Origin of the sequence: Vibrio taketomensis (assembly GCF_009938165.1) — a bacterium.
GTDB classification, from domain to species: domain Bacteria; phylum Pseudomonadota; class Gammaproteobacteria; order Enterobacterales; family Vibrionaceae; genus Vibrio; species Vibrio taketomensis.
On sequence record NZ_AP019649.1, the window covers coordinates 324,092 to 346,397 of the forward strand.

The 22,306-nt window shown below is 44.5% G+C and carries 21 protein-coding genes, 9 tRNA genes and 1 pseudogene; 9 read left to right on the plus strand and 22 right to left on the minus strand.

Features of this window, described 5'->3' with window-relative positions; translation table 11 throughout:
- Positions 1–85: 85 nt before the first annotated feature.
- Positions 86–3,764, plus strand: a pseudogene (gene metH, locus Vt282_RS01600) (methionine synthase).
- A gap of 85 nt (positions 3,765–3,849) precedes the next feature.
- Here the strand turns inward: metH and mgtE are convergent.
- From mgtE to Vt282_RS01660, 12 genes are all read right to left on the minus strand, one after another.
- On the minus strand, positions 3,850–5,205 hold the full coding sequence (mgtE, locus tag Vt282_RS01605; RefSeq protein ID WP_162062383.1) for a magnesium transporter: 1,356 nt from the start codon (positions 5,203–5,205) through the stop codon (positions 3,850–3,852).
- Between the two features lie 194 nt (positions 5,206–5,399).
- Positions 5,400–5,678 carry an HPr family phosphocarrier protein gene (locus Vt282_RS01610; RefSeq protein ID WP_162047255.1) on the minus strand — a complete coding sequence of 93 codons (279 nt, stop codon included), beginning with the start codon at positions 5,676–5,678 and terminating at the stop codon, positions 5,400–5,402.
- 2 nt (positions 5,679–5,680) lie between these two features.
- A complete protein-coding gene (rapZ, locus tag Vt282_RS01615) occupies positions 5,681–6,544 on the minus strand; it encodes an RNase adapter RapZ (RefSeq protein ID WP_162047254.1) in 864 nt (287 codons plus the stop codon).
- A gap of 7 nt (positions 6,545–6,551) precedes the next feature.
- Positions 6,552–6,998 (minus strand): PTS IIA-like nitrogen regulatory protein PtsN, encoded by a 447-nt coding sequence (gene ptsN / locus Vt282_RS01620; RefSeq protein WP_162047253.1) that lies wholly within the window; start codon positions 6,996–6,998, stop codon positions 6,552–6,554.
- Between the two features lie 2 nt (positions 6,999–7,000).
- The gene (gene hpf, locus Vt282_RS01625; protein ID WP_162047252.1) at positions 7,001–7,288 is read right to left on the minus strand and encodes a ribosome hibernation promoting factor; all 288 of its coding nucleotides are present in this window, start codon (positions 7,286–7,288) and stop codon (positions 7,001–7,003) included.
- Positions 7,289–7,312: 24 nt separating this feature from the next.
- Complete coding sequence (locus tag Vt282_RS01630) at positions 7,313–8,773, minus strand: RNA polymerase factor sigma-54 (RefSeq protein ID WP_162047251.1); 1,461 nt, start codon at positions 8,771–8,773, stop codon at positions 7,313–7,315.
- Positions 8,774–8,814: 41 nt separating this feature from the next.
- Positions 8,815–9,540 (minus strand): LPS export ABC transporter ATP-binding protein, encoded by a 726-nt coding sequence (gene lptB, locus Vt282_RS01635; protein WP_162047250.1) that lies wholly within the window; start codon positions 9,538–9,540, stop codon positions 8,815–8,817.
- A 2-nt stretch (positions 9,541–9,542) separates the two neighbouring features.
- Positions 9,543–10,040, minus strand: coding sequence for a lipopolysaccharide transport periplasmic protein LptA (gene lptA, locus Vt282_RS01640; RefSeq protein ID WP_162062384.1), 498 nt, complete (start codon positions 10,038–10,040; stop codon positions 9,543–9,545).
- Entirely contained in the window at positions 10,021–10,584 is a 564-nt protein-coding gene (gene lptC / locus Vt282_RS01645) for an LPS export ABC transporter periplasmic protein LptC (RefSeq protein WP_162062385.1), read from the minus strand. The genes lptA and lptC overlap by 20 nt, the downstream gene beginning before the upstream one ends.
- Entirely contained in the window at positions 10,581–11,135 is a 555-nt protein-coding gene (kdsC, locus tag Vt282_RS01650) for a 3-deoxy-manno-octulosonate-8-phosphatase KdsC (protein WP_162047247.1), read from the minus strand. Before kdsC ends, lptC begins: the two co-directional genes overlap by 4 nt.
- A gap of 2 nt (positions 11,136–11,137) precedes the next feature.
- On the minus strand, positions 11,138–12,103 hold the full coding sequence (locus tag Vt282_RS01655) for a KpsF/GutQ family sugar-phosphate isomerase (protein ID WP_162062386.1): 966 nt from the start codon (positions 12,101–12,103) through the stop codon (positions 11,138–11,140).
- Positions 12,104–12,120: 17 nt separating this feature from the next.
- The gene (locus Vt282_RS01660; RefSeq protein WP_162062387.1) at positions 12,121–13,089 is read right to left on the minus strand and encodes a calcium/sodium antiporter; all 969 of its coding nucleotides are present in this window, start codon (positions 13,087–13,089) and stop codon (positions 12,121–12,123) included.
- A 231-nt stretch (positions 13,090–13,320) separates the two neighbouring features.
- On the opposite strand from Vt282_RS01660, the gene mlaF reads away from it, so the two are divergent.
- The 8 genes from mlaF (at position 13,321) to Vt282_RS01700 (ending at position 18,738) form a co-directional block, all read left to right on the plus strand.
- Positions 13,321–14,118, plus strand: a complete 798-nt coding sequence (gene mlaF / locus Vt282_RS01665; protein WP_162047244.1) for a phospholipid ABC transporter ATP-binding protein MlaF — start codon at positions 13,321–13,323, stop codon at positions 14,116–14,118.
- Entirely contained in the window at positions 14,115–14,906 is a 792-nt protein-coding gene (gene mlaE, locus Vt282_RS01670; RefSeq protein WP_162062388.1) for a lipid asymmetry maintenance ABC transporter permease subunit MlaE, read from the plus strand. Before mlaF ends, mlaE begins: the two co-directional genes overlap by 4 nt.
- A 3-nt stretch (positions 14,907–14,909) precedes the next feature.
- Entirely contained in the window at positions 14,910–15,395 is a 486-nt protein-coding gene (gene mlaD / locus Vt282_RS01675) for an outer membrane lipid asymmetry maintenance protein MlaD (RefSeq protein ID WP_162047242.1), read from the plus strand.
- A 3-nt stretch (positions 15,396–15,398) separates the two neighbouring features.
- Positions 15,399–16,037: an MlaC/ttg2D family ABC transporter substrate-binding protein gene (locus tag Vt282_RS01680; protein ID WP_162047241.1), complete on the plus strand. Its 639-nt coding sequence runs from the start codon at positions 15,399–15,401 to the stop codon at positions 16,035–16,037.
- Positions 16,034–16,348, plus strand: coding sequence for an STAS domain-containing protein (locus Vt282_RS01685; protein ID WP_162047240.1), 315 nt, complete (start codon positions 16,034–16,036; stop codon positions 16,346–16,348). The genes Vt282_RS01680 and Vt282_RS01685 overlap by 4 nt, the downstream gene beginning before the upstream one ends.
- Positions 16,349–16,357: 9 nt before the next feature.
- Positions 16,358–16,612 carry a BolA family iron metabolism protein IbaG gene (ibaG, locus tag Vt282_RS01690; RefSeq protein ID WP_075652422.1) on the plus strand — a complete coding sequence of 85 codons (255 nt, stop codon included), beginning with the start codon at positions 16,358–16,360 and terminating at the stop codon, positions 16,610–16,612.
- Positions 16,613–16,621: 9 nt separating this feature from the next.
- Entirely contained in the window at positions 16,622–17,887 is a 1,266-nt protein-coding gene (murA, locus tag Vt282_RS01695) for a UDP-N-acetylglucosamine 1-carboxyvinyltransferase (RefSeq protein ID WP_162047239.1), read from the plus strand.
- 122 nt (positions 17,888–18,009) lie between these two features.
- Positions 18,010–18,738: a 1-acylglycerol-3-phosphate O-acyltransferase gene (locus tag Vt282_RS01700; protein ID WP_162047238.1), complete on the plus strand. Its 729-nt coding sequence runs from the start codon at positions 18,010–18,012 to the stop codon at positions 18,736–18,738.
- Between the two features lie 347 nt (positions 18,739–19,085).
- Here Vt282_RS01700 and Vt282_RS01705 read toward each other — a convergent pair.
- The 10 genes from Vt282_RS01705 to Vt282_RS01750 form a co-directional block, all read right to left on the minus strand.
- Positions 19,086–19,161 (minus strand) — tRNA-Asn (locus Vt282_RS01705).
- Between the two features lie 35 nt (positions 19,162–19,196).
- Positions 19,197–19,272: transfer RNA gene (locus tag Vt282_RS01710), tRNA-Thr, on the minus strand.
- A 36-nt stretch (positions 19,273–19,308) separates the two neighbouring features.
- Positions 19,309–19,384, minus strand: a tRNA-Asn gene (locus tag Vt282_RS01715).
- Positions 19,385–19,419: 35 nt separating this feature from the next.
- Positions 19,420–19,495 (minus strand) — tRNA-Thr (locus tag Vt282_RS01720).
- 50 nt (positions 19,496–19,545) lie between these two features.
- A tRNA-Phe gene (locus tag Vt282_RS01725) sits at positions 19,546–19,621 on the minus strand.
- 222 nt (positions 19,622–19,843) lie between these two features.
- Positions 19,844–21,469 carry a methyl-accepting chemotaxis protein gene (locus tag Vt282_RS01730; protein ID WP_162047237.1) on the minus strand — a complete coding sequence of 542 codons (1,626 nt, stop codon included), beginning with the start codon at positions 21,467–21,469 and terminating at the stop codon, positions 19,844–19,846.
- A 426-nt stretch (positions 21,470–21,895) separates the two neighbouring features.
- Positions 21,896–21,971, minus strand: a tRNA-Asn gene (locus tag Vt282_RS01735).
- Positions 21,972–22,012: 41 nt separating this feature from the next.
- A tRNA-Phe gene (locus Vt282_RS01740) sits at positions 22,013–22,088 on the minus strand.
- 7 nt (positions 22,089–22,095) lie between these two features.
- Positions 22,096–22,171, minus strand: a tRNA-Thr gene (locus tag Vt282_RS01745).
- A gap of 54 nt (positions 22,172–22,225) precedes the next feature.
- Positions 22,226–22,301 (minus strand) — tRNA-Phe (locus tag Vt282_RS01750).
- Positions 22,302–22,306 lie beyond the last annotated feature (5 nt).

Consider the following 22,306-nt stretch of genomic DNA (forward strand, 5'->3'; position numbering starts at 1 on the left):
TATCAGTGAATTTGATTTTAGACGTCTATACTTCTGTTCTTTCTGTGTTAGGATGTAAGTCTAATCAAAGGAATGAGGCTGTATTGTGGGAAGTAATATTAGGCAACAGATAGAAGCACGGCTTAAACAACAAATTTTGCTGATTGATGGTGGTATGGGCACCATGATTCAAGGTTATAAGTTGGAAGAGCAAGACTATCGCGGAGAACGCTTTGCTGATTGGCATAGTGACCTAAAAGGTAACAATGATCTATTGGTTCTCACTCAGCCACAGCTTATTAAAGATATTCATCATCAGTATTTGGAAGCCGGGGCGGATATCCTTGAAACCAATACTTTTAACGCGACAACCATCGCGATGGCTGATTATGATATGCAAAGCCTTAGCGAGGAGATTAACTTCGCTGCAGCTCTGTTAGCCCGTGAAGCCGCTGATGAATGGACGGCAAAAACACCAGAGAAGCCACGTTATGTTGCAGGTGTACTTGGGCCAACAAACCGTACCTGTTCCATTTCACCGGACGTTAACGATCCCGGTTATCGTAACGTGTCATTTGATCAATTAGTTGAAGCTTATTCTGAGTCGACCCGTGCTTTGATCAAAGGCGGGTCAGATCTTATCCTAATTGAAACCATTTTCGATACCTTAAATGCCAAAGCTTGTGCTTTTGCGGTTGATTGTGTGTTTGAGGAACTAGGTATTGCATTACCTGTGATGATCTCTGGCACCATCACTGATGCTTCTGGGCGTACCCTATCCGGCCAAACTACCGAAGCTTTCTACAACTCATTACGTCACGTTAAACCTATTTCTTTTGGCCTGAACTGTGCGCTTGGCCCTGACGAGCTACGTCCTTATGTTGAAGAACTCTCACGTATTTCTGAAACCTTTATCTCAGCGCACCCTAATGCGGGCTTACCTAATGCTTTTGGTGAGTATGATCTTTCCCCTGAGGATATGGCAGAGCATGTACAAGAATGGGCGCAGAGTGGCTTTTTAAATCTGATTGGCGGCTGTTGTGGTACCACGCCTGAGCATATTCGCCATATGGCGATGGCTGTGGATGGTGTCTCTCCTCGCGTATTACCTGAGATTCAAGTCGCTTGTCGTCTATCAGGACTAGAGCCACTAACGATAGAAAAAGACACCCTGTTTGTGAATGTTGGTGAGCGAACTAACGTTACAGGTTCTGCTCGCTTTAAACGACTGATCAAAGAAGAGTTGTATGATGAAGCACTGGAAGTAGCTCGTCAGCAAGTGGAAAACGGCGCTCAGATCATCGATATCAACATGGATGAAGGCATGTTGGATGCCGAGGCGAGTATGGTGCGCTTTCTCAATCTCTGTGCTTCTGAGCCAGAGATCTCTAAAGTGCCAATCATGGTCGATTCTTCAAAATGGGAAGTAATTGAAGCGGGTCTGAAATGTATTCAAGGTAAGGGTATTGTTAACTCGATTTCTTTAAAAGAAGGAAAAGAAGTTTATTCAGCAAGCCAAGTTAATTCGTCGCTATGGCGCGGCTGTCATCGTGATGGCATTTGATGAAGTGGGTCAGGCGGACACTCGTCAACGTAAATTAGAAATCTGTACCAATGCCTATCGTATTTTAGTCGATGAAGTGGGATTCCCTCCAGAAGATATCATCTTTGACCCAAATATCTTTGCCGTGGCAACGGGTATTGAAGAGCACAATAACTACGCGGTGGATTTCATCGATGCGGTAGCCGATATAAAACGTGATTTACCCCATGCGATGATTTCTGGTGGTGTCTCGAATGTTTCATTCTCTTTTCGAGGTAATAACTATGTGCGTGAAGCGATTCATGCCGTATTTCTTTACCACTGTTTCAAAAACGGAATGGACATGGGGATCGTTAATGCCGGTCAGCTTGAAATTTATGACAATGTTCCGGAAAAATTGCGTGAAGCGGTTGAAGATGTGGTGCTTAACCGTCGTGATGATGGTACTGAGCGTCTACTTGAAATCGCGGAAGAGTATCGTGAAAACGCAGTGGGTAAACAAGATGATGCTTCTGCTTTAGAGTGGCGTACTTGGCCTGTCGAAAAGCGCCTTGAGCATGCATTGGTTAAAGGTATTACTGAGTTTATCGTTGCCGATACGGAAGAGGCTCGTCTCAATGCTGCGAAACCATTAGAAGTGATTGAGGGGCCATTGATGGATGGCATGAATGTGGTAGGCGATCTCTTTGGTGAAGGTAAGATGTTCTTACCTCAAGTGGTGAAGTCTGCGCGTGTTATGAAGCAAGCGGTCGCTCACTTAGAGCCATTTATCAATGCTTCGAAGCAAGCTGGAAGTTCAAACGGTAAGATTCTATTGGCAACCGTTAAAGGTGATGTGCACGATATAGGCAAGAATATCGTTGGGGTAGTTTTACAGTGCAATAACTATGAAATTATTGACCTTGGCGTGATGGTGCCATGTGAGCAAATACTTAAAGTCGCCAAGGAAGAGAATGTCGATATTATTGGTCTCTCAGGCTTGATCACCCCGTCATTGGACGAAATGGTACATGTCGCCAAAGAGATGGAACGTTTAGATTTTGATTTACCACTGTTGATTGGTGGTGCGACAACTTCTAAAGCGCATACGGCGGTTAAGATCGAACAGAACTACAAACACCCTGTGGTGTACGTAAACAACGCGTCACGTGCGGTAGGGGTGTGTACGTCGCTACTCTCGAATGAGCTTCGACCTAACTTTATTGAAAAGCTCGATGCTGATTATGAAAGAGTGCGCGATCAACATCATCGTAAGAAGCCACGCACGAAACCGGTGACGTTAGAACAGGCTAGAGCGAATAAAGTTACGATTGATTGGCAAAACTATACACCGCCAGCCCCAGTTAAACCGGGTGTGCATGTGTTTGATGATTTTGATGTTGCGACGCTACGCAATTATATCGACTGGACACCATTTTTTATGACTTGGTCTTTGGTGGGGAAATATCCAACGATTTTCCAACATGAAGAGGTGGGTGAAGAAGCACAGCGTCTGTTTAAAGATGCCAATGATTGGTTGGATCGCATTGAGCGAGAAGGTTTACTTAAAGCTCGCGGTATGTGTGCATTATTTCCAGCAGCCAGTGTTGGCGATGATATTGAAGTGTATACCGATGAGTCTCGAACTCAAGTGGCGAAAATACTGCATAACCTGCGTCAGCAAACGGAAAAGCCTAAGGGGTTTAACTATTGCCTTTCTGATTACGTCGCGCCCAAAGAGTCAGGAAAACTGGATTGGATCGGTGGTTTTGCAGTAACCGGTGGTGTGGGTGAGCGAGAACTCGCGGATGAATTTAAAGCTCAAGGTGATGATTACAATGCGATTATGATCCAAGCGGTTGCCGATCGTTTGGCAGAAGCGTTTGCAGAATACTTGCATGAGCGGGTGCGCAAGGAAATTTGGGGTTATTCACCATTAGAAGATTTATCAAATGATGAACTGATTCGTGAAAAATACCAAAGGATCCGTCCTGCTCCTGGCTATCCGGCTTGTCCTGAGCATACCGAAAAAGGGGCTCTTTGGGAGTTGTTGAAAGTGGAAGAGACTATTGGCATGTCACTGACGAGTAGTTATGCGATGTGGCCAGGTGCTTCTGTTTCTGGTTGGTATTTCTCGCATCCTGACTCACGTTACTTTGCCATTGCTCAAATCCAAGAAGATCAGGTGCAAAGCTATGCCGACCGAAAAGGTTGGGGTATGTTGGAAGCAGAAAAATGGTTGGGTCCTAACCTAAATGGATAAGTTTATCTAGTACGGGCCTTAGAAACAAAAAAAGCGCTGAATAACAGCGCTTTCTTATGTCATTTGATTGAGTTAGATGTCTCAGCTAGATGAGTAGCGTAGCTAGGCCTAAGAATACCGACAAACCGACAACATCGGTTACAGTGGTTAATGCCATACCACCGGCGAGCGCGGGATCGATATTCATTTTTTTCAAAATGATTGGAATGGTTACACCCGCGATACCTGCCACCAAAAGGTTGGTCATCATGGCTGCAGAGATAATACCACCAAGCATCCAGTTACCTTTCCATGCGACAACGATGCCACCAATGATGAGCGCCCACATGACGCCATTAAGAAAACCGATCGCAGCTTCTTTCATTAGTAGTTCACGTTTGTTGGCATCACCGATATGACCAAGAGCCAGGCCGCGAATAACTAGCGCGACAGTTTGGTTACCAGCAACCCCACCCATCGATGGCACAATGGTCATTAATACTGCTATCGCTGCCATTTGGTCTAAAGTGGCTTCAAACATGTTGGAGACCGAAGCAGCTGCTAATGCAGCAAGCACGTTTGCACCTAGCCAGATACTGCGTTTGCGCGCTGATTTAACGACAGGGGCGAAGGTATCTTCGTCATCATCTAGACCGGCCATACTCATCATTGAGTGTTCAGCGTCTTCACGAATAACATCAACCACGTCATCGATGGTGATACGACCAACAAGATGCTGGTTTTCATCAATGACCGGTGCTGACACCCAGTTACGACGTTCAAATAGGCTGGCGACATCAGAGTCACTCATTGTGACTTCAATGGCATCATCAGCATCTTCCATAACATCGGCAACACGCACATCGGGTTGTGTCGTTAGCACTGTCATCAAAGATAACTCACCAATCAGGCGCTGTTCTTCATCGATAACATACAGTGCATCGGTTGCTTCAGGAAGTTCACCACGCATACGCAAGTAGCGCAAAACGACATCGATATCGACGTCACCACGAATGGTGATTACGTCGGTGTTCATTAGACCACCGGCGGTGTCTTCTGCGTAGGATAGCGCCGTTTCAACACGCAGACGCTCTTCCTCATCCATTTGAGAAAGAACTTCACGAGATACGTCGTCAGGTAGGCTTCGCAAAACATAGGCCACATCATCGGTGTCCATGCCTTCGGTCGCTTCAGCCAGCATTTCAGGTGCCATACGTGACACCAGATCATCTTTTACATCCTCGCTTAACTCGTCGAGGATTTCACCGTAATCTTCTGGATCCGTAAGTTGCCAAAGCACTTCACGGCTTTTACGTGGTGATGCCTCTAGTAGATGGGCGATATCTTCTGGTTCCATATCCTGCAGTTGGCGGCGGACATGGACGAAACGGCCATTTTCTAAAGCTTCGGTCACTTCTTGCAGGGCTTGGTGAGCTTGGTCGAATTCTATTTGCTCTGCCATTTATTCCCCCTGACTCTATAGGCTTACAATGATTTGAATAGTAACTTAATTTTACTACTTGTTTAATAAGTTCGTGTGAAGAAAACCGACCGTTGTTGATTATTTGGTCAAGTTAGAGTGAATATTTTGAGGGTTTTAGATAGAAGTGTGACGATGGATTAATATAAGGTGATTAATCCATCAGACAATATGAGTTATTCATCCTCATCAAATTTGTGTTCAATAAGCTGACAAACCGCATCTAACGCGCTGGTGGCATCATTACCTTCAGCGAGAATAGTCACATGTTCTCCTTGAGCTGACTCCAGCATCAACAAACCCATGACACTATCGGCAGTCGCCATTTTTCCCTCATAATTTTGAATCGTGAGAATCGCCTCAAACGATTGGGCTAACTCGACCAATTTACATGCGGCACGAGCATGTAGCCCCAAACGGTTTTGAATCAGAACAGTTTTGCTCTCAAGAGACATGATTAATCCTTTAAATTTTTCTCAAGCGAGGTGTGACGTATTTGCACTTGCTGACCGAGATCGGCAAAATACTGGCCAATTTGCTGAGTGAGGTACACTGAGCGATGTTTACCGCCAGTGCAGCCGATCGCCACGGTCAAATAACTACGATTATTTTTTTCTAATAGCGGCAACCAATGTTCGATGAACTTTTGTATTTGCAGCTTCAGTTCGACCACTTCTTTGTGGCTTTCAAGGAAAGCGCGAATCGGTGCATCGAGTCCGGTCAGTGGGCGTAAATCTGGCTCCCAATGTGGATTAGGTAAAAAACGCACATCAAAGACATAGTCGGCATCACTAGGAAGACCATATTTAAAGCCAAAGGATTGAAATACCATCACGAGTTGCTTGCGCTCTCGTCCTTCAACGCGTAAGCGAACACTCTCACTGAGTTCATGCAAGGATTGGTTACTACTATCAATAATCAGATCGGCATTTTCTTTAAGCGGAGAAAGAATCACTTTTTCTTTCTCGATCGCTTGTTCTAGAGAAGTGTTTTCAAGACTGAGTGACAGTGGATGAATCCGTCTGGTTTCACTATAGCGTTTGAGCAAGGTGTCCTTGTTGGCATCTAAAAATAGTACGCTGACATCACGTTCTTGTTTTAGTTTGCTCAGAACATCAGAAACCAGCGATGGCTCTTGAGGTAAGTTGCGAATATCGATGCTAACCGCGACGTTTTGTTTGCTGTCTTGAATTGATCGAATAAACACATCCAGTAGATTTACAGGAAGGTTATCAACGCAGTAGTAACCTAGGTCTTCAAGTACGCGTAGGGCAACACTTTTACCAGCCCCAGACTGACCACTGACGACGATTAATCGCATTTTCTTACTACCTATTGACCATAATGTCGTAGAGCTCTTGGTCTGATTCTGCTTTACGTAATTGTTTAAGAATTTGTTTGTCGTTAAGACGCTCTGCCATGCAAGAGAGTGTTTTTAGGTGCTCTTTACACTGTGCATCTGGCACCAGTAGAGCGAACAGGAGATCGACAGGACGGTTATCGATGGCATCAAATTCAATTGGGCTTTCACATTGCATCAAAACCGCGATGGCTTTGTCGCTAGACTGCATACGAGCATGGGGAATGGCAATCCCATTTCCAATGCCAGTACTGCCCATTTTTTCTCGGCTAAGCATACATTCAAATAGCTCAGTAGAGTTTTGACCAGTGTGCTCGGCAACGATTTCACTAATCATTTCCAGAGCTCGTTTTTTACTAGTACATTGGACTGCACTTTTGGTGCAGTCCAATGTAAGGATTTCGCTAAGTTGCATAGTTAATGACTGTTAAGTTTTTCTTTGTGCTTATTCAGCTGTCTAACCAGTTTGTCGGTTAGAGAGTCGATAGCGGCATACATGTTTTCATCGTCTGATGAAGCATGTATTTCTGCTTGGTTGACGTGAAGGGTAGCTTCTGCGATCTGACGAAGTTTTTCAACTTTTAGTACGACATTAATGCTATTTATATGGTCAAAGAAACGCTCCAATTTTTGGAATTTTTCGTTAACGTAGTCTTGCATTGAATCGGTTAGATCAACGTGATGGCCATTAATATTGATTTGCATAGACTTTCCTTCTCGGTTGCTGCCTTAAAGTAGGCGTTTACGCTGACTCGAAGGGGCAATGCCCAAAGATTCACGGTATTTAGCGATCGTTCGTCTAGCGACCTGAATCCCTTGGTCAGCGAGTAGAGCTGCAATCTTGCTGTCACTCAGTGGTTTTGCAGTATTTTCTGCAGCCACGAGCTTTTTAATTAAGGCGCGAATTGCAGTCGATGAACATTCTCCTCCATTGTCAGTGCTTACATGACTAGAGAAGAAGTACTTCAATTCAAAGATACCTCTTGGTGTGTGCATATACTTTTGTGTGGTCACGCGTGAAATGGTCGATTCATGCATATCCACATCGAGCGCAACATCATTGAGTACCATCGGCTTCATTGCCTCTTCACCATACTCAAAGAAATCTCGTTGATGTTCAACAATACATTTGGCTACTTTGAGCAGTGTCTCGTTTCTACTCTCTAAGCTTTTGATCAGCCATTTGGCTTCTTGCAAATTAGTGCGAATGTATTGGCTATCTGCACTGTTGCCTTTGCCCAGTGCCGCGTAGTGTTGATTAACCTTTAAACGCGGTATCGAATCAGGGTTGATGGTCACCATCCATTTACCGTGATCTTTAAATACAGACACATCCGGAACCACATATTCCGCATGCTCGGTCGATATGCGACTGCCTGGGCGAGGGTCTAATTGTTGAATCAGCTTTAACACTTCACGCAGGTCTGTTTCTTTAAGCTTAGTGTCTTTAATGATTAGTTTGTAATCACGATTGCCTAATTGATCAATATGATCGGTCAGGATTAACTTAGCTTCGTTGAGCCATGGCGTGTCTTCAGGATAGGTTGCAAGTTGTAACAGTAAGCAGTCTTGTAAGTTAATCGAAGCAACACCAAGCGGGTCAAATTGCTGAATACGTTTGCGTACCGCCTCGATTTCATCCAGCTCAATCTCTTCGTTGTCAAAGCTTTCAAGAATCTCGGTGAGTGAAAGTGTGAGGTAACCGTAGTCATCCATAGCATCGATAATTGCCATCGCAATGGTACGGTCAGTTTCACTGAAAGGTGTCAGATCAAGCTGCCAAGTTAGATAGTCATGCAGTGATTCAGTGGTTTCACCCTGATATACCGGCATATCATCATCAAGTGCGATACCAGTGCTACCAGTATTGGCACTGTAGACATCATCCCAAGTTGTGTCGATTTCAAGCTCAGAGCTGATTTCTGACTTTTCAATCAGATCTGAGCTGTCAGGCAATTCAATTTCTGCGTTATCGAGTTGTGTCTCTTTGTCCTCATTATTAATTCGCTCTTCGCTGGTGGACGGTTCTTCGTGGCCTTCTTCAACTTCGAGCAGTGGGTTTGAATCCAATGCGTCTTGAATTTCTTGTTGAAGATCCAACGTTGACAGTTGCAACAAACGAATGGCTTGCTGCAATTGTGGCGTCATCGCCAACTGTTGTCCTAGCTTGAGTTGTAATGAGGGTTTCATGCAGTAATTTTGCCTTATAAAGTTCTAAAGACTTTTATTAATCATAGACGGAATTGTTCGCCGAGATAAACTTGCTTAACTTGCTCGTTGTTTAGCACGTCTTCTGGAGAGCCTTCTGCGATCAAATGTCCTTGGCTTACGATGTAGGCTTTTTCACAAACGTCCAATGTTTCTCGAACGTTATGGTCAGTAATCAAAACCCCAAGACCACGATCACGCAAGTGCTCGATGATCTTCTTGATGTCGATAACCGAAATTGGGTCAACACCTGCAAATGGTTCATCAAGTAGGATGAACTGTGGGTTTGCTGCCAAAGCGCGTGCAATCTCAACACGGCGACGTTCACCACCCGATAGTGCCATACCTGCACTTTCGCGAATGTGCTGAATGTGGAATTCCTCTAACAAATCTTCCAATTTGTCCTGGCGTTCTTCACGTGTCAGTTCTTCACGAGTTTCTAGTACCGCCATGATGTTGTCTTGAACGGACAACTTACGGAAGATCGAGGCTTCTTGAGGTAAGTAACCTATACCCATGCGCGAGCGGCTGTGCATTGGCAAGATACTGATATCTTGACCATCGATGCTAATGGTACCTTCGTCACGAGCGACCAGGCCAACAATCATGTAAAACGAGGTGGTTTTACCTGCGCCATTAGGACCTAGCAGCCCCACGATTTGGCCTGACTCAACGGTTAAACTAACGTCTGAAACGACTTTTCTATTTTTATAGCTTTTAGCTAGATGTTCTGCTTTTAAAATCGCCATAATTATTCTTGTACTGCTTGTGGCTGAAGTACTGTCGACACGCGATCGCCTTTCTGTTTGCCATCAGCAATCAGTTTTTGTGAAGAGATATGATAGCGAATGTGATTACCTCGAATTTCACTATCATCCTGCGCCAATATTGCTTTGTCGATCATGGTTAACTGATCTTTATTGACGTCGTAGTATAGTTCTTTTGCTTCACCGTGAAGGGTTTTGCCATCATCGGTAAGTTGAGAGAAGGTGGCGACATCTCCAAAACCTTCAATCTGCTTGATCGAACCATCATTTGGGTCGCGTGTTACTACGATCTTGTCAGCATTAATGTTGATACTGCCTTGTTTGAGTTTCACGTCACCTAAAAAAGTAACTTTATTGCTCTGCATATCAAGCTGTTGGCTGTCAGAATCAATGTACACTGGCTGTTCGCGGTCTGTAGACAGCGCTAATGCTTGCGCAGAGGCAAACAAACAGACTATTAAACTAAGGTGTGAAAGTTTCATATCGACCTTGTACATGTTTGTATAGTGTGGCGGTATTCTCAGCAAAATTACCTTTCATTGCTGCACCGACGGTTTCAAACTGAGGACCCACCAAAGTAACTTGGTTATCTGCCCAAAAATCTCGATTATCTAACTGAATACTAAGAGTGTCAGTTGATAATGTATCAAATCCAGAGTCAGGTAATAAATTTTTACCCAATACATCAGTTTCTAACACCAAAACATGATCTTTGGTAAGTACGCCACGTTTTGACGTGATTTCCCATTCTTGAATTTTTCCGTCTTGATACACTTTTAGAACCGGACTTTCAAAAATGGTTTCACCGTTGCTTGCGTAATTATCAAGACGTACGGAAGTAATCACATAGCTGCGAACACCTTGTTCGTTGTATGAGGTGTTGACTAATTGACTACCAGAAAACATCGGTAGTTCAACATTGGGTTCAAGTTGAATGTCATAGCTTTTCTGATCGCGCATTAAGTAATAGCTGGATACAGCAATCACCACAATCAGAATCGAATAACCGATTCGAGCGAGGCTCATATACTTAGACCTTTGTGCACATCAAGTTCATCTCGGGCTTGAAGTATTAAATCACAGACTTCACGAACAGCCCCATGACCGCCACGAATTGTGGTGACATAGTTTGCTCGTTGTGCCAATAACGGATGCCCATCAGCGACACAGACTTTAAGGGCAACTTTTTCCATGACTGGCCAATCAATTAGATCATCACCAATATAACCGGTGTGCTCAGCGGCAATATCAAGTTTTTGGCATATATCATGGTAGGCTTTAACTTTATCATCTTGGCCTTGATAAATCAGAGATATGCCCAACGCACGCATTCTGTTTTCAACAATTTGCGAACGGCGACCGGTGATAATAGCGATTTCAACACCCGCGTTCATGAGTGATTTTACACCATAACCATCACGAGTATGGAATGTCTTAAGTTCTTCACCGTTGTTGCCCATGTAGATTAACCCATCAGAAAACACGCCATCAACGTCACAAATCAATAGTTTGATTTGTTTTGCGATGTTAATAATCTGAGGATCTACCGGACCATAAAGTGTCGTAACTTGACTCATACTTACATCACTCCCGCTTTAAGCAGATCGTGCATATTCAACGCGCCGACTACTTGGTTGTCTTGGCAAAGCAGTAGTCCATTAATGCTTTTCTCTTGCATTAAGTTTACTCCCTCTGCTGCTAGCATGTTAGGGTCAGCAACCGTTGGATTTTTTGTCATCACATCACCAATGACTGTGGTGTGAATATCGATACGTTTATCAAGAATTCGGCGTAGGTCACCGTCGGTAAAAATACCTTGGAGCTGTTGGTCTTTATCAACCACAGCCGTCATTCCCAAACCTTTTTCGCTAATCACTAGAAGCGCGTCACGAATCAATGTTTCAGGAGATACTAGCGGCAGTTTATCACCCGTGTGCATTATATCTTCGAGTTTAAGCAGGAGTTTACGTCCTAGTGCGCCACCTGGGTGTGAAAGTGCGAAGTCTTCCGCGGTAAAACCACGCGCTTGCATTAGCGTCATTGCGAGCGCATCGCCCATAACGAGCGTTGCTGTCGTGCTTGACGTTGGTGCCAGTTGAATTGGGCATGCTTCTTTCGGCACGGTAATTTGTAGATGAACGTCAGCAAGTTTTGCCATATTCGATAATGGCTTACCCGTCATACTAATGATGGTAATTTTCAGACGTTTCAATACTGGGAATAGGGCTAAAATTTCGTGAGCTTCACCTGAGTTTGAAATCGCAAGCACAATATCACCCTGCTCAATCATACCAAGATCACCGTGCGCCGCTTCACCGGGGTGAACAAAAAACGCCGAGGTGCCGGTACTGGCGAGAGTTGCTGCGATTTTGTTGCCAATATGGCCTGATTTACCCATACCCATAACGACAACCTTGCCATTTTTGTTGGCTAAGATCGTTTCACAAGCTTTTGCAAAGTTGTCATCGAAATATTGGTCTAGTTGCTGCAATGCCTCAATTTCAGTGTTAAGAACGTCTAGTGCAGCTTTACGGTAGTCAAACATACAATTCCTTGCCTTTATTAAGCGGCCATATTAGCGATTAAATAAGCTTGGTAGGCGATAAAGACGATACACAAAAATCCACCTTCAAAGCGATTGATGCGGCGAGATTTACCAAGTGCCATTACAACCAGTAATAGCGATACACCTAACATGACCCAAAAATCACGACCCATCGCTAACTCACTTAGCATCGAAGGGTTTAGAATGCCTGGAAGGCCCATGACCGCCAGAATATTAAATACGTTTGAGCCGATGATATTGCCTACAGCCATATCATCTTCGCCTTTCATTACCCCCGCAACCGATGCCGCCAGTTCAGGTAAGCTGGTACCTACAGCAATGATAGTCAGACCGATAACTAAATCGCTCATGCCAAAGTATTGAGCGATGATAACGGAATTGTTGACTAACATGTCAGCAGAAAGAGGCAATACAATCAGGCCAACTACGACCCAGAAAGCGGCCTTATAGTTACTTACGCCCTCAGGAACTTCAGCTTCCTGCTCATCAATAAGAACGTCACCGTTTTGTTTTTCTTTGCGGCTGATGCGGAGCATCGCCAAGATAAAAATAGCGAAAAGGCCCAGTAACAATAGACCTTCAATAAAGCCTAGGTAGTTATCCCATAAAATAATGCCGGAGATAACGGTTACCGCTATCATTAAAGGTAATTCACGACGGATAACCGCAGAACTAATAGATAGTGGTTTGATTAATGCGGTAATGCCCAAAATCAAGGCGATATTGGCAATGTTAGAACCGAGAACGTTACCCACCGCAGTATCAGTTTTTCCCTCTAGCGCAGCGGTCGCAGATACCATCATTTCTGGTGCTGATGAACCCATCGCGAGGATAGTCATACCGATAACAAGTGGAGAGATACCAAAGTTTCTGGCCAGAGCAGCTGAACCATAAACTAATCGGTCCGCACTCCAAACTAAAAACACCAGACCGACAACAAGAAGTGCAACGGCATTGAGTAACATTATTCCCCACTTATCTACAAACTGAACAATTTAACCGCCAATTTTGACTTGTTGAGGTATAAAAGGGAAGCTGAAGATTAAATTATTTGTGGTGAATGATTTATTTCAATTTAAAGCGAGGATTGGATCATTACAACAAGGTGCTTCACATTTAATTGAACAGTGCTTTTAATTCGAGGGCGATCTGCTTATGATTGCCTATTCAACAAGGATTCTGACGACGAGTACCGCATGTCATCAAGTGATTTGGTTACAGTATCGAATATGACTTTTTCCCGTGGGAAGCGAGTGATATTTGATGATGTAAACCTCCATGTACCCAAAGGTAAAATAACCGCCATTATGGGGCCTTCAGGAATTGGTAAAACAACGTTATTGCGCCTTATTGGAGGTCAATTGGCCCCAGACAGTGGTGAAGTGTTGTTTGATGGTCTCAATATTCCCGCATTAAGTCGACGTAAGCTCTATCAAGTAAGAAAAAAGATGAGCATGTTGTTTCAATCTGGTGCGCTTTTTACCGATCTTACCGTGTTCGACAATGTTGCCTTTCCTTTACGTGAACACACCCAATTGGACGAAGAACTGATCCGCACCTTGGTTTTACTGAAACTGGAGGCGGTTGGTTTGCGTGGCGCAGCTCAATTGATGCCAAATGAGCTTTCTGGTGGTATGGCTCGACGTGCTGCTTTGGCTCGTGCTATTGCGCTTGACCCTGAGCTTATCATGTACGACGAACCTTTCGTCGGTCAGGACCCTATTACCATGGGCGTGCTGGTGGAGCTTATTCGTAATCTTAATCAAGCCTTAGGGGTGACATCAGTAGTCGTTTCTCACGATGTACCAGAAGTGATGAGCATTGCCGACTGGGTATATATCCTAGCGAATGGCAAAATTATCGCCAGTGGTACACCACAAGAACTGTATGCGAATGATGATCCACAAGTGCAGCAATTCCTCAAAGGAGATGCTGATGGCCCAGTGCCGTTCCGTTTCCCTGCCAAACCTATCGCCGAGGATCTGTTTGAATGATTTCCGTAATCACTGATTTTATCGCATTGGTTGGCCGCCGCTTTATGCGCATATGCGAGGTTTTTGGTCGCGCCAGTTTAATGTTGTTTGGCGCTTTAGCTTCTCGTCCGCAACCTATTAAAAACGCGCCGTTGTTGATTAAGCAACTCTACAGTGTTGGTGTGCAGTCACTGTTGATCATTGTCCTTTCTGGCCTGTTTATCGGTATGGTATTGAGCCTACAAGGGTATGTCATATTGGTTGATTTCGGTGCAGAAGGGGCATTAGGCCAAATGGTCGCTCTGTCACTCTTGCGTGAATTAGGACCGGTTGTCACGGCGTTGCTGTTTGCGGGTCGCGCAGGCTCCGCATTAACGGCTGAAATTGGTTTGATGAAAGCGACTGAGCAACTCTCCTCGATGGAGATGATGGCTGTTGACCCGCTTAAACGTGTCATTGCCCCGCGTTTTTGGGCTGGTGTGCTATCAATGCCAATGTTGGCGATGATTTTTATGGCCGTTGGTATTTGGGGTGGTCAATTGGTTGGTGTTGACTGGAAGGGAATTGACCATGGCAGTTTCTGGTCAACCATGCAGGCTTCTGTCGACCTAGGCCAAGATATCGGCAACAGTTTTATTAAAAGTTTGGTTTTCGCGATCACTGTAACTTGGATTGCGCTCTTTAATGGATACGATGCGATTCCTACTTCGGAAGGCATCAGCCGTGCAACGACTCGCACGGTAGTACACTCTTCTTTGGCAGTACTTGGGCTAGACTTCGTACTGACCGCATTGATGTTTGGGAACTAAAAAATGCAACAGACACGTAAAACCGAATTATGGGTGGGAAGTTTCGTCCTAGCTGGAATTTGCGCAGTTTTGATTATGATTTTTCAAGTCGCTGACGTAAAAGGGATCGGATCGAACGATACTTATACAGTTAATGCGGAGTTTGACAATATTGGCTCGTTAAAAGTGCGTTCACCGGTAAAAGTGGGGGGCGTCGTTGTTGGACGTGTAACGTCAATTACTTTGAATCCTGAATCTCTATTGCCAGTGGTTAAAATGGCGATAAACAGTCAATACAACCAGTTTCCAGAAACATCAAGCGTACAAATTCTGACTTCAGGTCTGATCGGCGAGCAATATGTCGGTTTGGTTCCAGGATTTGTATTTGAAGATGAACAGATGTTGGTGGATGGAGATTACATCGAAGATACCAAGTCAGCATTGGTGCTTGAAGACCTGATTGGTCAAGTGCTTTACAGTGTTGGCGGTGGTTCAGAGTCTGGAGAATAAAAGATGTTAAAGAAGTTTTTTACGTTAATTTGTGCATTGTGGCTGCCATTTGCAGCAAGTGCAGCAGAGATTGATAAGACTCAGCCTTATCAAATGATGACGGGGGTGGCGGAAGTTGCCTTTAATCGTCTCAAAGCGGAACAAGGCGCAATTAAAAAAGATCCTAACCAGCTAAAAGTGATCGTTGAAGAAGAGTTGATGCCTTACGTCAATTACAAGTACGCAGCGCTGAAAGTGTTAGGTCCAAATGCCAGAGGGGCAAAGAAAGCGGATGTATTGCAATTCATGCAGTCATTTCGCGCTTACTTGATTGCTTCGTATGCTCAGGTATTAACTCAATACACTGATCAAGAGTTGGCGTTTGAGCCAGAAAAAGCCGTTGATGCAAGTAAATCAATTACTAGCGTTAAGGTTGATATCGTTGATGCACCACGACCAAATATCAAGCTGGAATTTAAATTGCGTAAAGATAAGCGCACTGGCGAATGGCAGGTATTTGATATGGTTGCAGAAGGCATCAGTTTATTGTCTAGCAAGCAATCTGAATGGAGTGGCAAACTGCGTCAAGAAGGTATTTTGTCTGTAGCAAAAGACCTTGATGCACTAGCAGCACAACCTATTCGCTTTGAGGGTAAGCAATGATCGCTCATCATCAGTGGCAACAAATTGATGAACAACATTGCTCTCTAACTGGTGAGCTTAACCGAGACACAGTGCCCGAGCTATGGGCACTGTTAAAACAGTGGCAACCTCAGCAAAGTCAGCTAGAAATTAGTTTGGCCAGTATAGAGCGAGTTGATTCTGCTGGGATGGTCATGTTGATTCATCTTTTAGAGCATGCAAAAAAACGAAACTGTCATATAATGCTCAGCTTCGTGCCGACGCAACTGAAGACTTTGTTGGCATTGAGCAATGTCGAGAAAAGCATTGCTGAGCACATAAAGATTAATTAGAGGTAAATTGTGGATAGCGCAAAAGTACAACAGATATTAAACGAAGCACTAAACCTAGAAGAACTACACGTGAAAGGCGAGGGTAGCCATTACGAAGTGATCGCTGTTGATGCTTGTTTCGATGGAATGAGTCGCGTTAAGAAGCAACAAACTATTTATGCGCCGCTTATGGAGTATATCCAAAGAAATGACATCCACGCGCTTTCAATCAAAGCATACACTCCTGAGGAGTGGGCTCGTGATAAGAAGCTGATGTCACTATAAGGTTTTGTAATGGAAAAATTTCGTGTAATTGGTTCTTCGCAGCCATTAGTGGGTGAAGTCACTATTTCGGGTGCTAAGAATGCCGCCCTGCCAATCCTTTTTGCCTCAATTTTGGCGGAAGAACCGGTTGAAGTCACTAACGTACCTCACCTACGTGATATTGATACTACCATGGAGCTACTTAAGCGCCTTGGTGCTAAAGTTGAGCGCAATGGTTCAGTGCATGTTGATCCAAGCAGCATCAATGAATTCTGTGCGCCTTACGACCTAGTAAAGACTATGCGTGCTTCTATTTGGGCGCTTGGCCCGCTGGTGGCTCGCTTTGGTCAAGGTCAGGTTTCACTACCAGGCGGTTGCGCTATCGGTGCTCGTCCAGTGGATCTGCATATTCATGGTTTAGAGCAGCTTGGCGCGACTATCACGCTAGAAGATGGTTATGTAAAAGCGAATGTTGATGGTCGTTTGAAAGGCGCGCATATCGTGATGGATAAAGTGAGCGTAGGTGCCACGATTACTATCATGTGTGCGGCAACGTTGGCAGAAGGTACGACAGTGCTAGATAACGCTGCGCGCGAACCTGAAATCGTTGATACCGCAGACTTCCTAAACAAGCTTGGTGCTAAAATCTCTGGCGCTGGTACAGATACCATTACGATTGAAGGTGTTGAGCGTTTAGGTGGCGGTAAACACGCTGTCGTAGCTGACCGCATCGAAACGGGTACATTCCTAGTCGCAGCTGCGGTATCAGGTGGTAAAGTGGTATGTCATAACACACATGCACATCTACTTGAGGCAGTACTTGCCAAGCTTGAAGAAGCGGGTGCTAAAGTTGAAACGGGTGATGATTGGATTTCAGTGGATATGACTGATCGCGAGCTTAAAGCTGTGTCAGTGCGTACCGCTCCACATCCTGGTTTCCCTACTGATATGCAAGCGCAATTCACACTGCTAAATATGATGGCAAAAGGTGGTGGTGTTATTACAGAAACCATCTTTGAAAATCGCTTTATGCATGTGCCTGAACTTATGCGTATGGGTGCTAAAGCAGAGATTGAAGGCAACACTGTTATTTGTGGTGATGTCGACTCTCTAAGCGGTGCACAAGTAATGGCTACAGACCTTCGAGCGTCAGCAAGCTTGGTTATCGCTGGCTGTATTGCTCAAGGTGAGACCATCGTAGACCGTATTTATCATATCGATCGTGGTTACGACAAAATCGAGGATAAGCTGTCTGCACTAGGTGCGAATATTGAACGTTTTCGCGAAGCCAATTAATCACCTTAGTGATTTTTAGCTAACAAATGTAAGCCGAAACTTAGGTTTCGGCTTTTTTATGGCCACAAGATCCGTTAAATTATGGCCACGATTTATTTTCATCCATTTTGTGGAGAGCATTAATGATTGCACTGTTACGTGTTTTCGCCGTTGCGATATTCGCGATAGTTATGTTTGTCTTTGGCTGTGGCTACTGTCTATTGAGCCCACGCAACCCAAAACACGTATTCACGTTTGGCCGCCTTTTCGGCAAGATGTCACGTGTGTTTGGTATTAAGCTTGAGTTGCGTATCCCTGAAGACGCTTACACTCGTGGTCAGCATATCTATATAGCCAACCACCAGAATAACTGGGATTTATTTACCGTATCTTCAGCAGTGACACCAAAAGTGGTGACTGTTGGTAAAAAGAGCCTAGTTTGGCTGCCATTATTCGGCCAACTTTATTGGTTAACGGGTAACATCCTGATTGATCGAGCGAATCGTAGCAAGGCTGTGGGTACTATCGATCAGGTAGTAGATAACATGAAGAGCAGTGACGTATCAGTGTGGATGTTTCCTGAAGGTACTCGTTCGCGCGGTCGTGGCTTATTGCCTTTTAAAACTGGTGCATTCCATGCTGCAATTGGTGCGCAGGTGGGTGTGGTGCCTATCGTTTGTAGTTCAACGGATGGTATTAAGCTAAACCGTTGGAACAATGGCCATGTGATTGTTGAGATGTTACCACCAGTCAGCACTGAGGGTTACCGTAAAGAACAAGTGCGTGAACTGTCTAATCTTTGTCGAGCACAAATGGAAGCTAAGTTGGCGGAACTCGATGAAGAAGTAAAGCAACTGAATCAAACGGCATAGTCCTGACAACGAGATGATTGTTTAAGTTGATTAGCTTAAAAGCGTGTATTTCGATACACGCTTTTTTTATGTCAGTGATTGAGTGTAGATCAGCAGGGGCGATGTAGCGTTGCTTACTGCCTATTTGGCATCGTAGGCGCTTATGAGTGTATTTTTAGTGAATGATAATAACTATGGTGTCTTTGCTTAAAAAGACATATTGAGAGGCTTAGAGAGCGATTTAGCAATGTATGAGAGTTAATAGATTCAAGGAGAGCGCAGGGGAGTGTTGAAAATTTATTTAGCGACAATTTTATCTGGAGGCAATAGTAAAAAAGCCTTATCAACTGATAAGGCTTTTTTGAAAGTGGCTCCTCCTGCTGGGCTCGAACCAGCGACCTGCGGATTAACAGTCCGTCGCTCTACCAACTGAGCTAAGGAGGAACTATTCTGTTCGTGTTATGAAAACACTAAATAAGTGGTGCCGACTACCGGAATCGAACTGGTGACCTACTGATTACAAGTCAGTTGCTCTACCTACTGAGCTAAGTCGGCACGTAATCAACAAGACAGTGTCTTATCGATTGAAAGTGGCTCCTCCTGCTGGGCTCGAACCAGCGACCTGCGGATTAACAGTCCGTCGCTCTACCAACTGAGCTAAGGAGGAACTATTCTGTTTGTGTTATGAAAACACTAAATAAGTGGTGCCGACTACCGGAATCGAACTGGTGACCTACTGATTACAAGTCAGTTGCTCTACCTACTGAGCTAAGTCGGCGCACTGTATTTTGTATTGTCGTTCGTGCGAAGCACCAACAACTAAAATTGTGGTGCCCGGAGGCGGAATCGAACCACCGACACGAGGATTTTCAATCCTCTGCTCTACCGACTGAGCTATCCGGGCGACGAGGTGTATTAAACGGCTTTTCGCTTTTCGGGTCAACATTAAATTGCAAAAAAAATATCGTTTGTTGTTTTTATGTACTTAATGGGCTGTTTTTGCTCATTTATGCTTGTTATAGCCAGTTGCGGACACAAATTTTTAACCTAAAAGCATAGGAATAGTTTAGTAGTGAGTCGAAAAAAAGCACGCAAATATGCGTGCTTTTGTCGTCTTAATGAATTTTTACTGCTTAACAGTGAACTTACTCATCCATTTTTCGAGTTCATTTGCTAGTTGAGTGAGGCTTTGAGTGCTGGTATGGCTCTCCGATACAACGTTACTGAGTTGGCTACCGCTCTCTTCGATCATGTTAATGCGCATCGAAATATCATCGCTCACTTCTGTCTGTTGTGCAGCGGCCGCAGCAATTTGATGACTCATTTGTGAGATCGATTCAAGAGCAACCACAATTTGCTGTAATGCCTGTGATGCGTTTTGCGATTCTTCTACGGTACTTTCACTGGTTGCAGCACACACATCCATAGTGCGAATGGCATTGCGTGAACCTTCTTGAAGATTTGAGATCATTTGCTGGATCTCTTTGGTGCTGGTTTGAGTTCGGCCAGCTAGGTTACGAACTTCATCGGCCACTACCGCGAATCCACGCCCTTGTTCACCAGCTCGTGCTGCTTCAATCGCTGCGTTGAGTGCGAGTAAATTGGTTTGCTCTGCAATATCTCCAATTACGTCTAAGACTTTGGCGATATTATTTACGTCGTTATCGAGATCGGCGACAGCTTGGCTGGCGGTGCCAAGTTGCATTGCTAAACCTTGAATGTTGTCGACCGTATTGTGGATCAACTGTTGAGTCAATTGGCTTTCTTTATCCGCATCATCTGTATTTCGTGCCGTATCGCTGGCAGATTCTGCAACATGGTTTGCAGAGGAGGCCATTTCTGTCATTGCGGTGGCGATCATTGCGGTTGACTGCTGCTGAGTATCAGTTAGTTCAGCAATGGTTGAAGCACGATCTTCGACATTGGCCAGCTCTTGACGCAGTGCGATCATCGATGAATCCAAGTTCTTCACTAATTGTGCCAAAGATAAACTCATGTTTTGCACAGCTTCATAGATACTGCCTTTTGGTGCGCGGTTATCAAATGCTGCTTGGATGTCACCACGAGCTACCGCTTGAACCGCATCATGGACTTCTTGAGGCTCACCACCGAGCAGAGCTAACATTTTGCGAATAGAAACCAGTAATACACCAAAGATACATGCTGCGATCGCCACACATAGCAGTAGCTGCCATTGAGCGGTTGACCAGAAGCGAGCGTTGACTTCATTTGAACCGATACCAGTGCCAACGACCCAGCCCCAATGAGGTGTTTTTTCTGCAATAGAGTGTTTCTCTTCTATGGTTCCGTCCGGTAATTTTTGTGTCCAGGTATATTCGACCATCTGGCCATTGGAGCGGCTAAGCTCATTGAGGATCAACTGACCAACACTGTCGCCATTACCATCTCTAAAATCATGGAAACTGGTGCCGTGTAGTTGCGGATCGAGTGGCGCAGCAATGAACATCATGTTTTCATCTGCTACATAAACATATTCATTGTCTTTGTAGATATTGTTGCGCAGTAGTCGAGTAGCCAGTGCTTTCGCTTCTTGCTCCGTCATGTCGCCTTCTACAGCCATTTTTTCAACTTCAGTTAAAATGCTATAGGCGCTGTTGAATAGTTCTGTTACTCGCGCTTTGTTGTCGAGGCTGCTCGCGACACGGAGCGTCCATAGACCGGTGACAGTAAGTGCCAACAGGGCAACTAAAATAATGGCTGAAAGAATATAGGCTTGTGTTTTGAGTTTCATATTTCCCCACTGGCTTAAGGCTCGAAAAAACTTGGCCTTCACTAAATCGTTGTTTGTGTAACGAATAGCGAATGAATTAACCGTGACGAAAATATTACATTAAGCTTGATGAGAGCTTAGCGAGTTAAAAGCAAAAATATGACGCGGATTAAATTTGTGGCGCAAATTAATCACAATTAACTACAATGCATTGAAATTACACGCTTCCTTGCACGTTTGGCCATAGCTGGAATTTGGCCAAGTCACTAGAAGGTGTGCATTTTGTCAGCAAAAAGGTGTCATTTCAACCGGTTTCATAATGCTGATTTATGTTCGTTGTTTTGTTGTGGAAATTTTCTTTGTGCGCGTTTTAAGAAGGGAAGGTAGGGATAATGTATTTTGGACCAATAAGAAAAAAGCCACGTCTTTCGACATGGCTTCTTAAAGTGGCTCCTCCTGCTGGGCTCGAACCAGCGACCTGCGGATTAACAGTCCGTCGCTCTACCAACTGAGCTAAGGAGGAACTATTCTGTTTGTGTCTTGCTTAAGCAAGCGCACCAAATATGGTGCCTCGAGGCGGAATCGAACCACCGACACGAGGATTTTCAATCCTCTGCTCTACCGACTGAGCTATCGAGGCAAAAGAATGGTGCCGACTACCGGAATCGAACTGGTGACCTACTGATTACAAGTCAGTTGCTCTACCTACTGAGCTAAGTCGGCACACTATATTCTTTTACTGTCTGCTGGTACTAAGCACCAACAATCAAGAAATTGTGGTGCCCGGAGGCGGAATCGAACCACCGACACGAGGATTTTCAATCCTCTGCTCTACCGACTGAGCTATCCGGGCGACGG

What these genes read in the sequence shown, in the direction of transcription:
- mgtE (WP_162062383.1), bottom strand. Translation starts at nt 5,205, where the DNA reads ATGGCAGAGCAAATAGAATTCGACCAAGCTCACCAAGCCCTGCAAGAA.
- Vt282_RS01610 (WP_162047255.1), bottom strand. Translation starts at nt 5,678, where the DNA reads ATGTCTCTTGAGAGCAAAACTGTTCTGATTCAAAACCGTTTGGGGCTA.
- rapZ (WP_162047254.1), bottom strand. Translation starts at nt 6,544, where the DNA reads ATGCGATTAATCGTCGTCAGTGGTCAGTCTGGGGCTGGTAAAAGTGTT.
- ptsN (WP_162047253.1), bottom strand. Translation starts at nt 6,998, where the DNA reads ATGCAACTTAGCGAAATCCTTACATTGGACTGCACCAAAAGTGCAGTC.
- hpf (WP_162047252.1), bottom strand. Translation starts at nt 7,288, where the DNA reads ATGCAAATCAATATTAATGGCCATCACGTTGATCTAACCGATTCAATG.
- Vt282_RS01630 (WP_162047251.1), bottom strand. Translation starts at nt 8,773, where the DNA reads ATGAAACCCTCATTACAACTCAAGCTAGGACAACAGTTGGCGATGACG.
- lptB (WP_162047250.1), bottom strand. Translation starts at nt 9,540, where the DNA reads ATGGCGATTTTAAAAGCAGAACATCTAGCTAAAAGCTATAAAAATAGA.
- lptA (WP_162062384.1), bottom strand. Translation starts at nt 10,040, where the DNA reads ATGAAACTTTCACACCTTAGTTTAATAGTCTGTTTGTTTGCCTCTGCG.
- lptC (WP_162062385.1), bottom strand. Translation starts at nt 10,584, where the DNA reads ATGAGCCTCGCTCGAATCGGTTATTCGATTCTGATTGTGGTGATTGCT.
- kdsC (WP_162047247.1), bottom strand. Translation starts at nt 11,135, where the DNA reads ATGAGTCAAGTTACGACACTTTATGGTCCGGTAGATCCTCAGATTATT.
- Vt282_RS01655 (WP_162062386.1), bottom strand. Translation starts at nt 12,103, where the DNA reads ATGTTTGACTACCGTAAAGCTGCACTAGACGTTCTTAACACTGAAATT.
- Vt282_RS01660 (WP_162062387.1), bottom strand. Translation starts at nt 13,089, where the DNA reads ATGTTACTCAATGCCGTTGCACTTCTTGTTGTCGGTCTGGTGTTTTTA.
- mlaF (WP_162047244.1), top strand. Translation starts at nt 13,321, where the DNA reads ATGTCATCAAGTGATTTGGTTACAGTATCGAATATGACTTTTTCCCGT.
- mlaE (WP_162062388.1), top strand. Translation starts at nt 14,115, where the DNA reads ATGATTTCCGTAATCACTGATTTTATCGCATTGGTTGGCCGCCGCTTT.
- mlaD (WP_162047242.1), top strand. Translation starts at nt 14,910, where the DNA reads ATGCAACAGACACGTAAAACCGAATTATGGGTGGGAAGTTTCGTCCTA.
- Vt282_RS01680 (WP_162047241.1), top strand. Translation starts at nt 15,399, where the DNA reads ATGTTAAAGAAGTTTTTTACGTTAATTTGTGCATTGTGGCTGCCATTT.
- Vt282_RS01685 (WP_162047240.1), top strand. Translation starts at nt 16,034, where the DNA reads ATGATCGCTCATCATCAGTGGCAACAAATTGATGAACAACATTGCTCT.
- murA (WP_162047239.1), top strand. Translation starts at nt 16,622, where the DNA reads ATGGAAAAATTTCGTGTAATTGGTTCTTCGCAGCCATTAGTGGGTGAA.
- Vt282_RS01700 (WP_162047238.1), top strand. Translation starts at nt 18,010, where the DNA reads ATGATTGCACTGTTACGTGTTTTCGCCGTTGCGATATTCGCGATAGTT.
- Vt282_RS01730 (WP_162047237.1), bottom strand. Translation starts at nt 21,469, where the DNA reads ATGAAACTCAAAACACAAGCCTATATTCTTTCAGCCATTATTTTAGTT.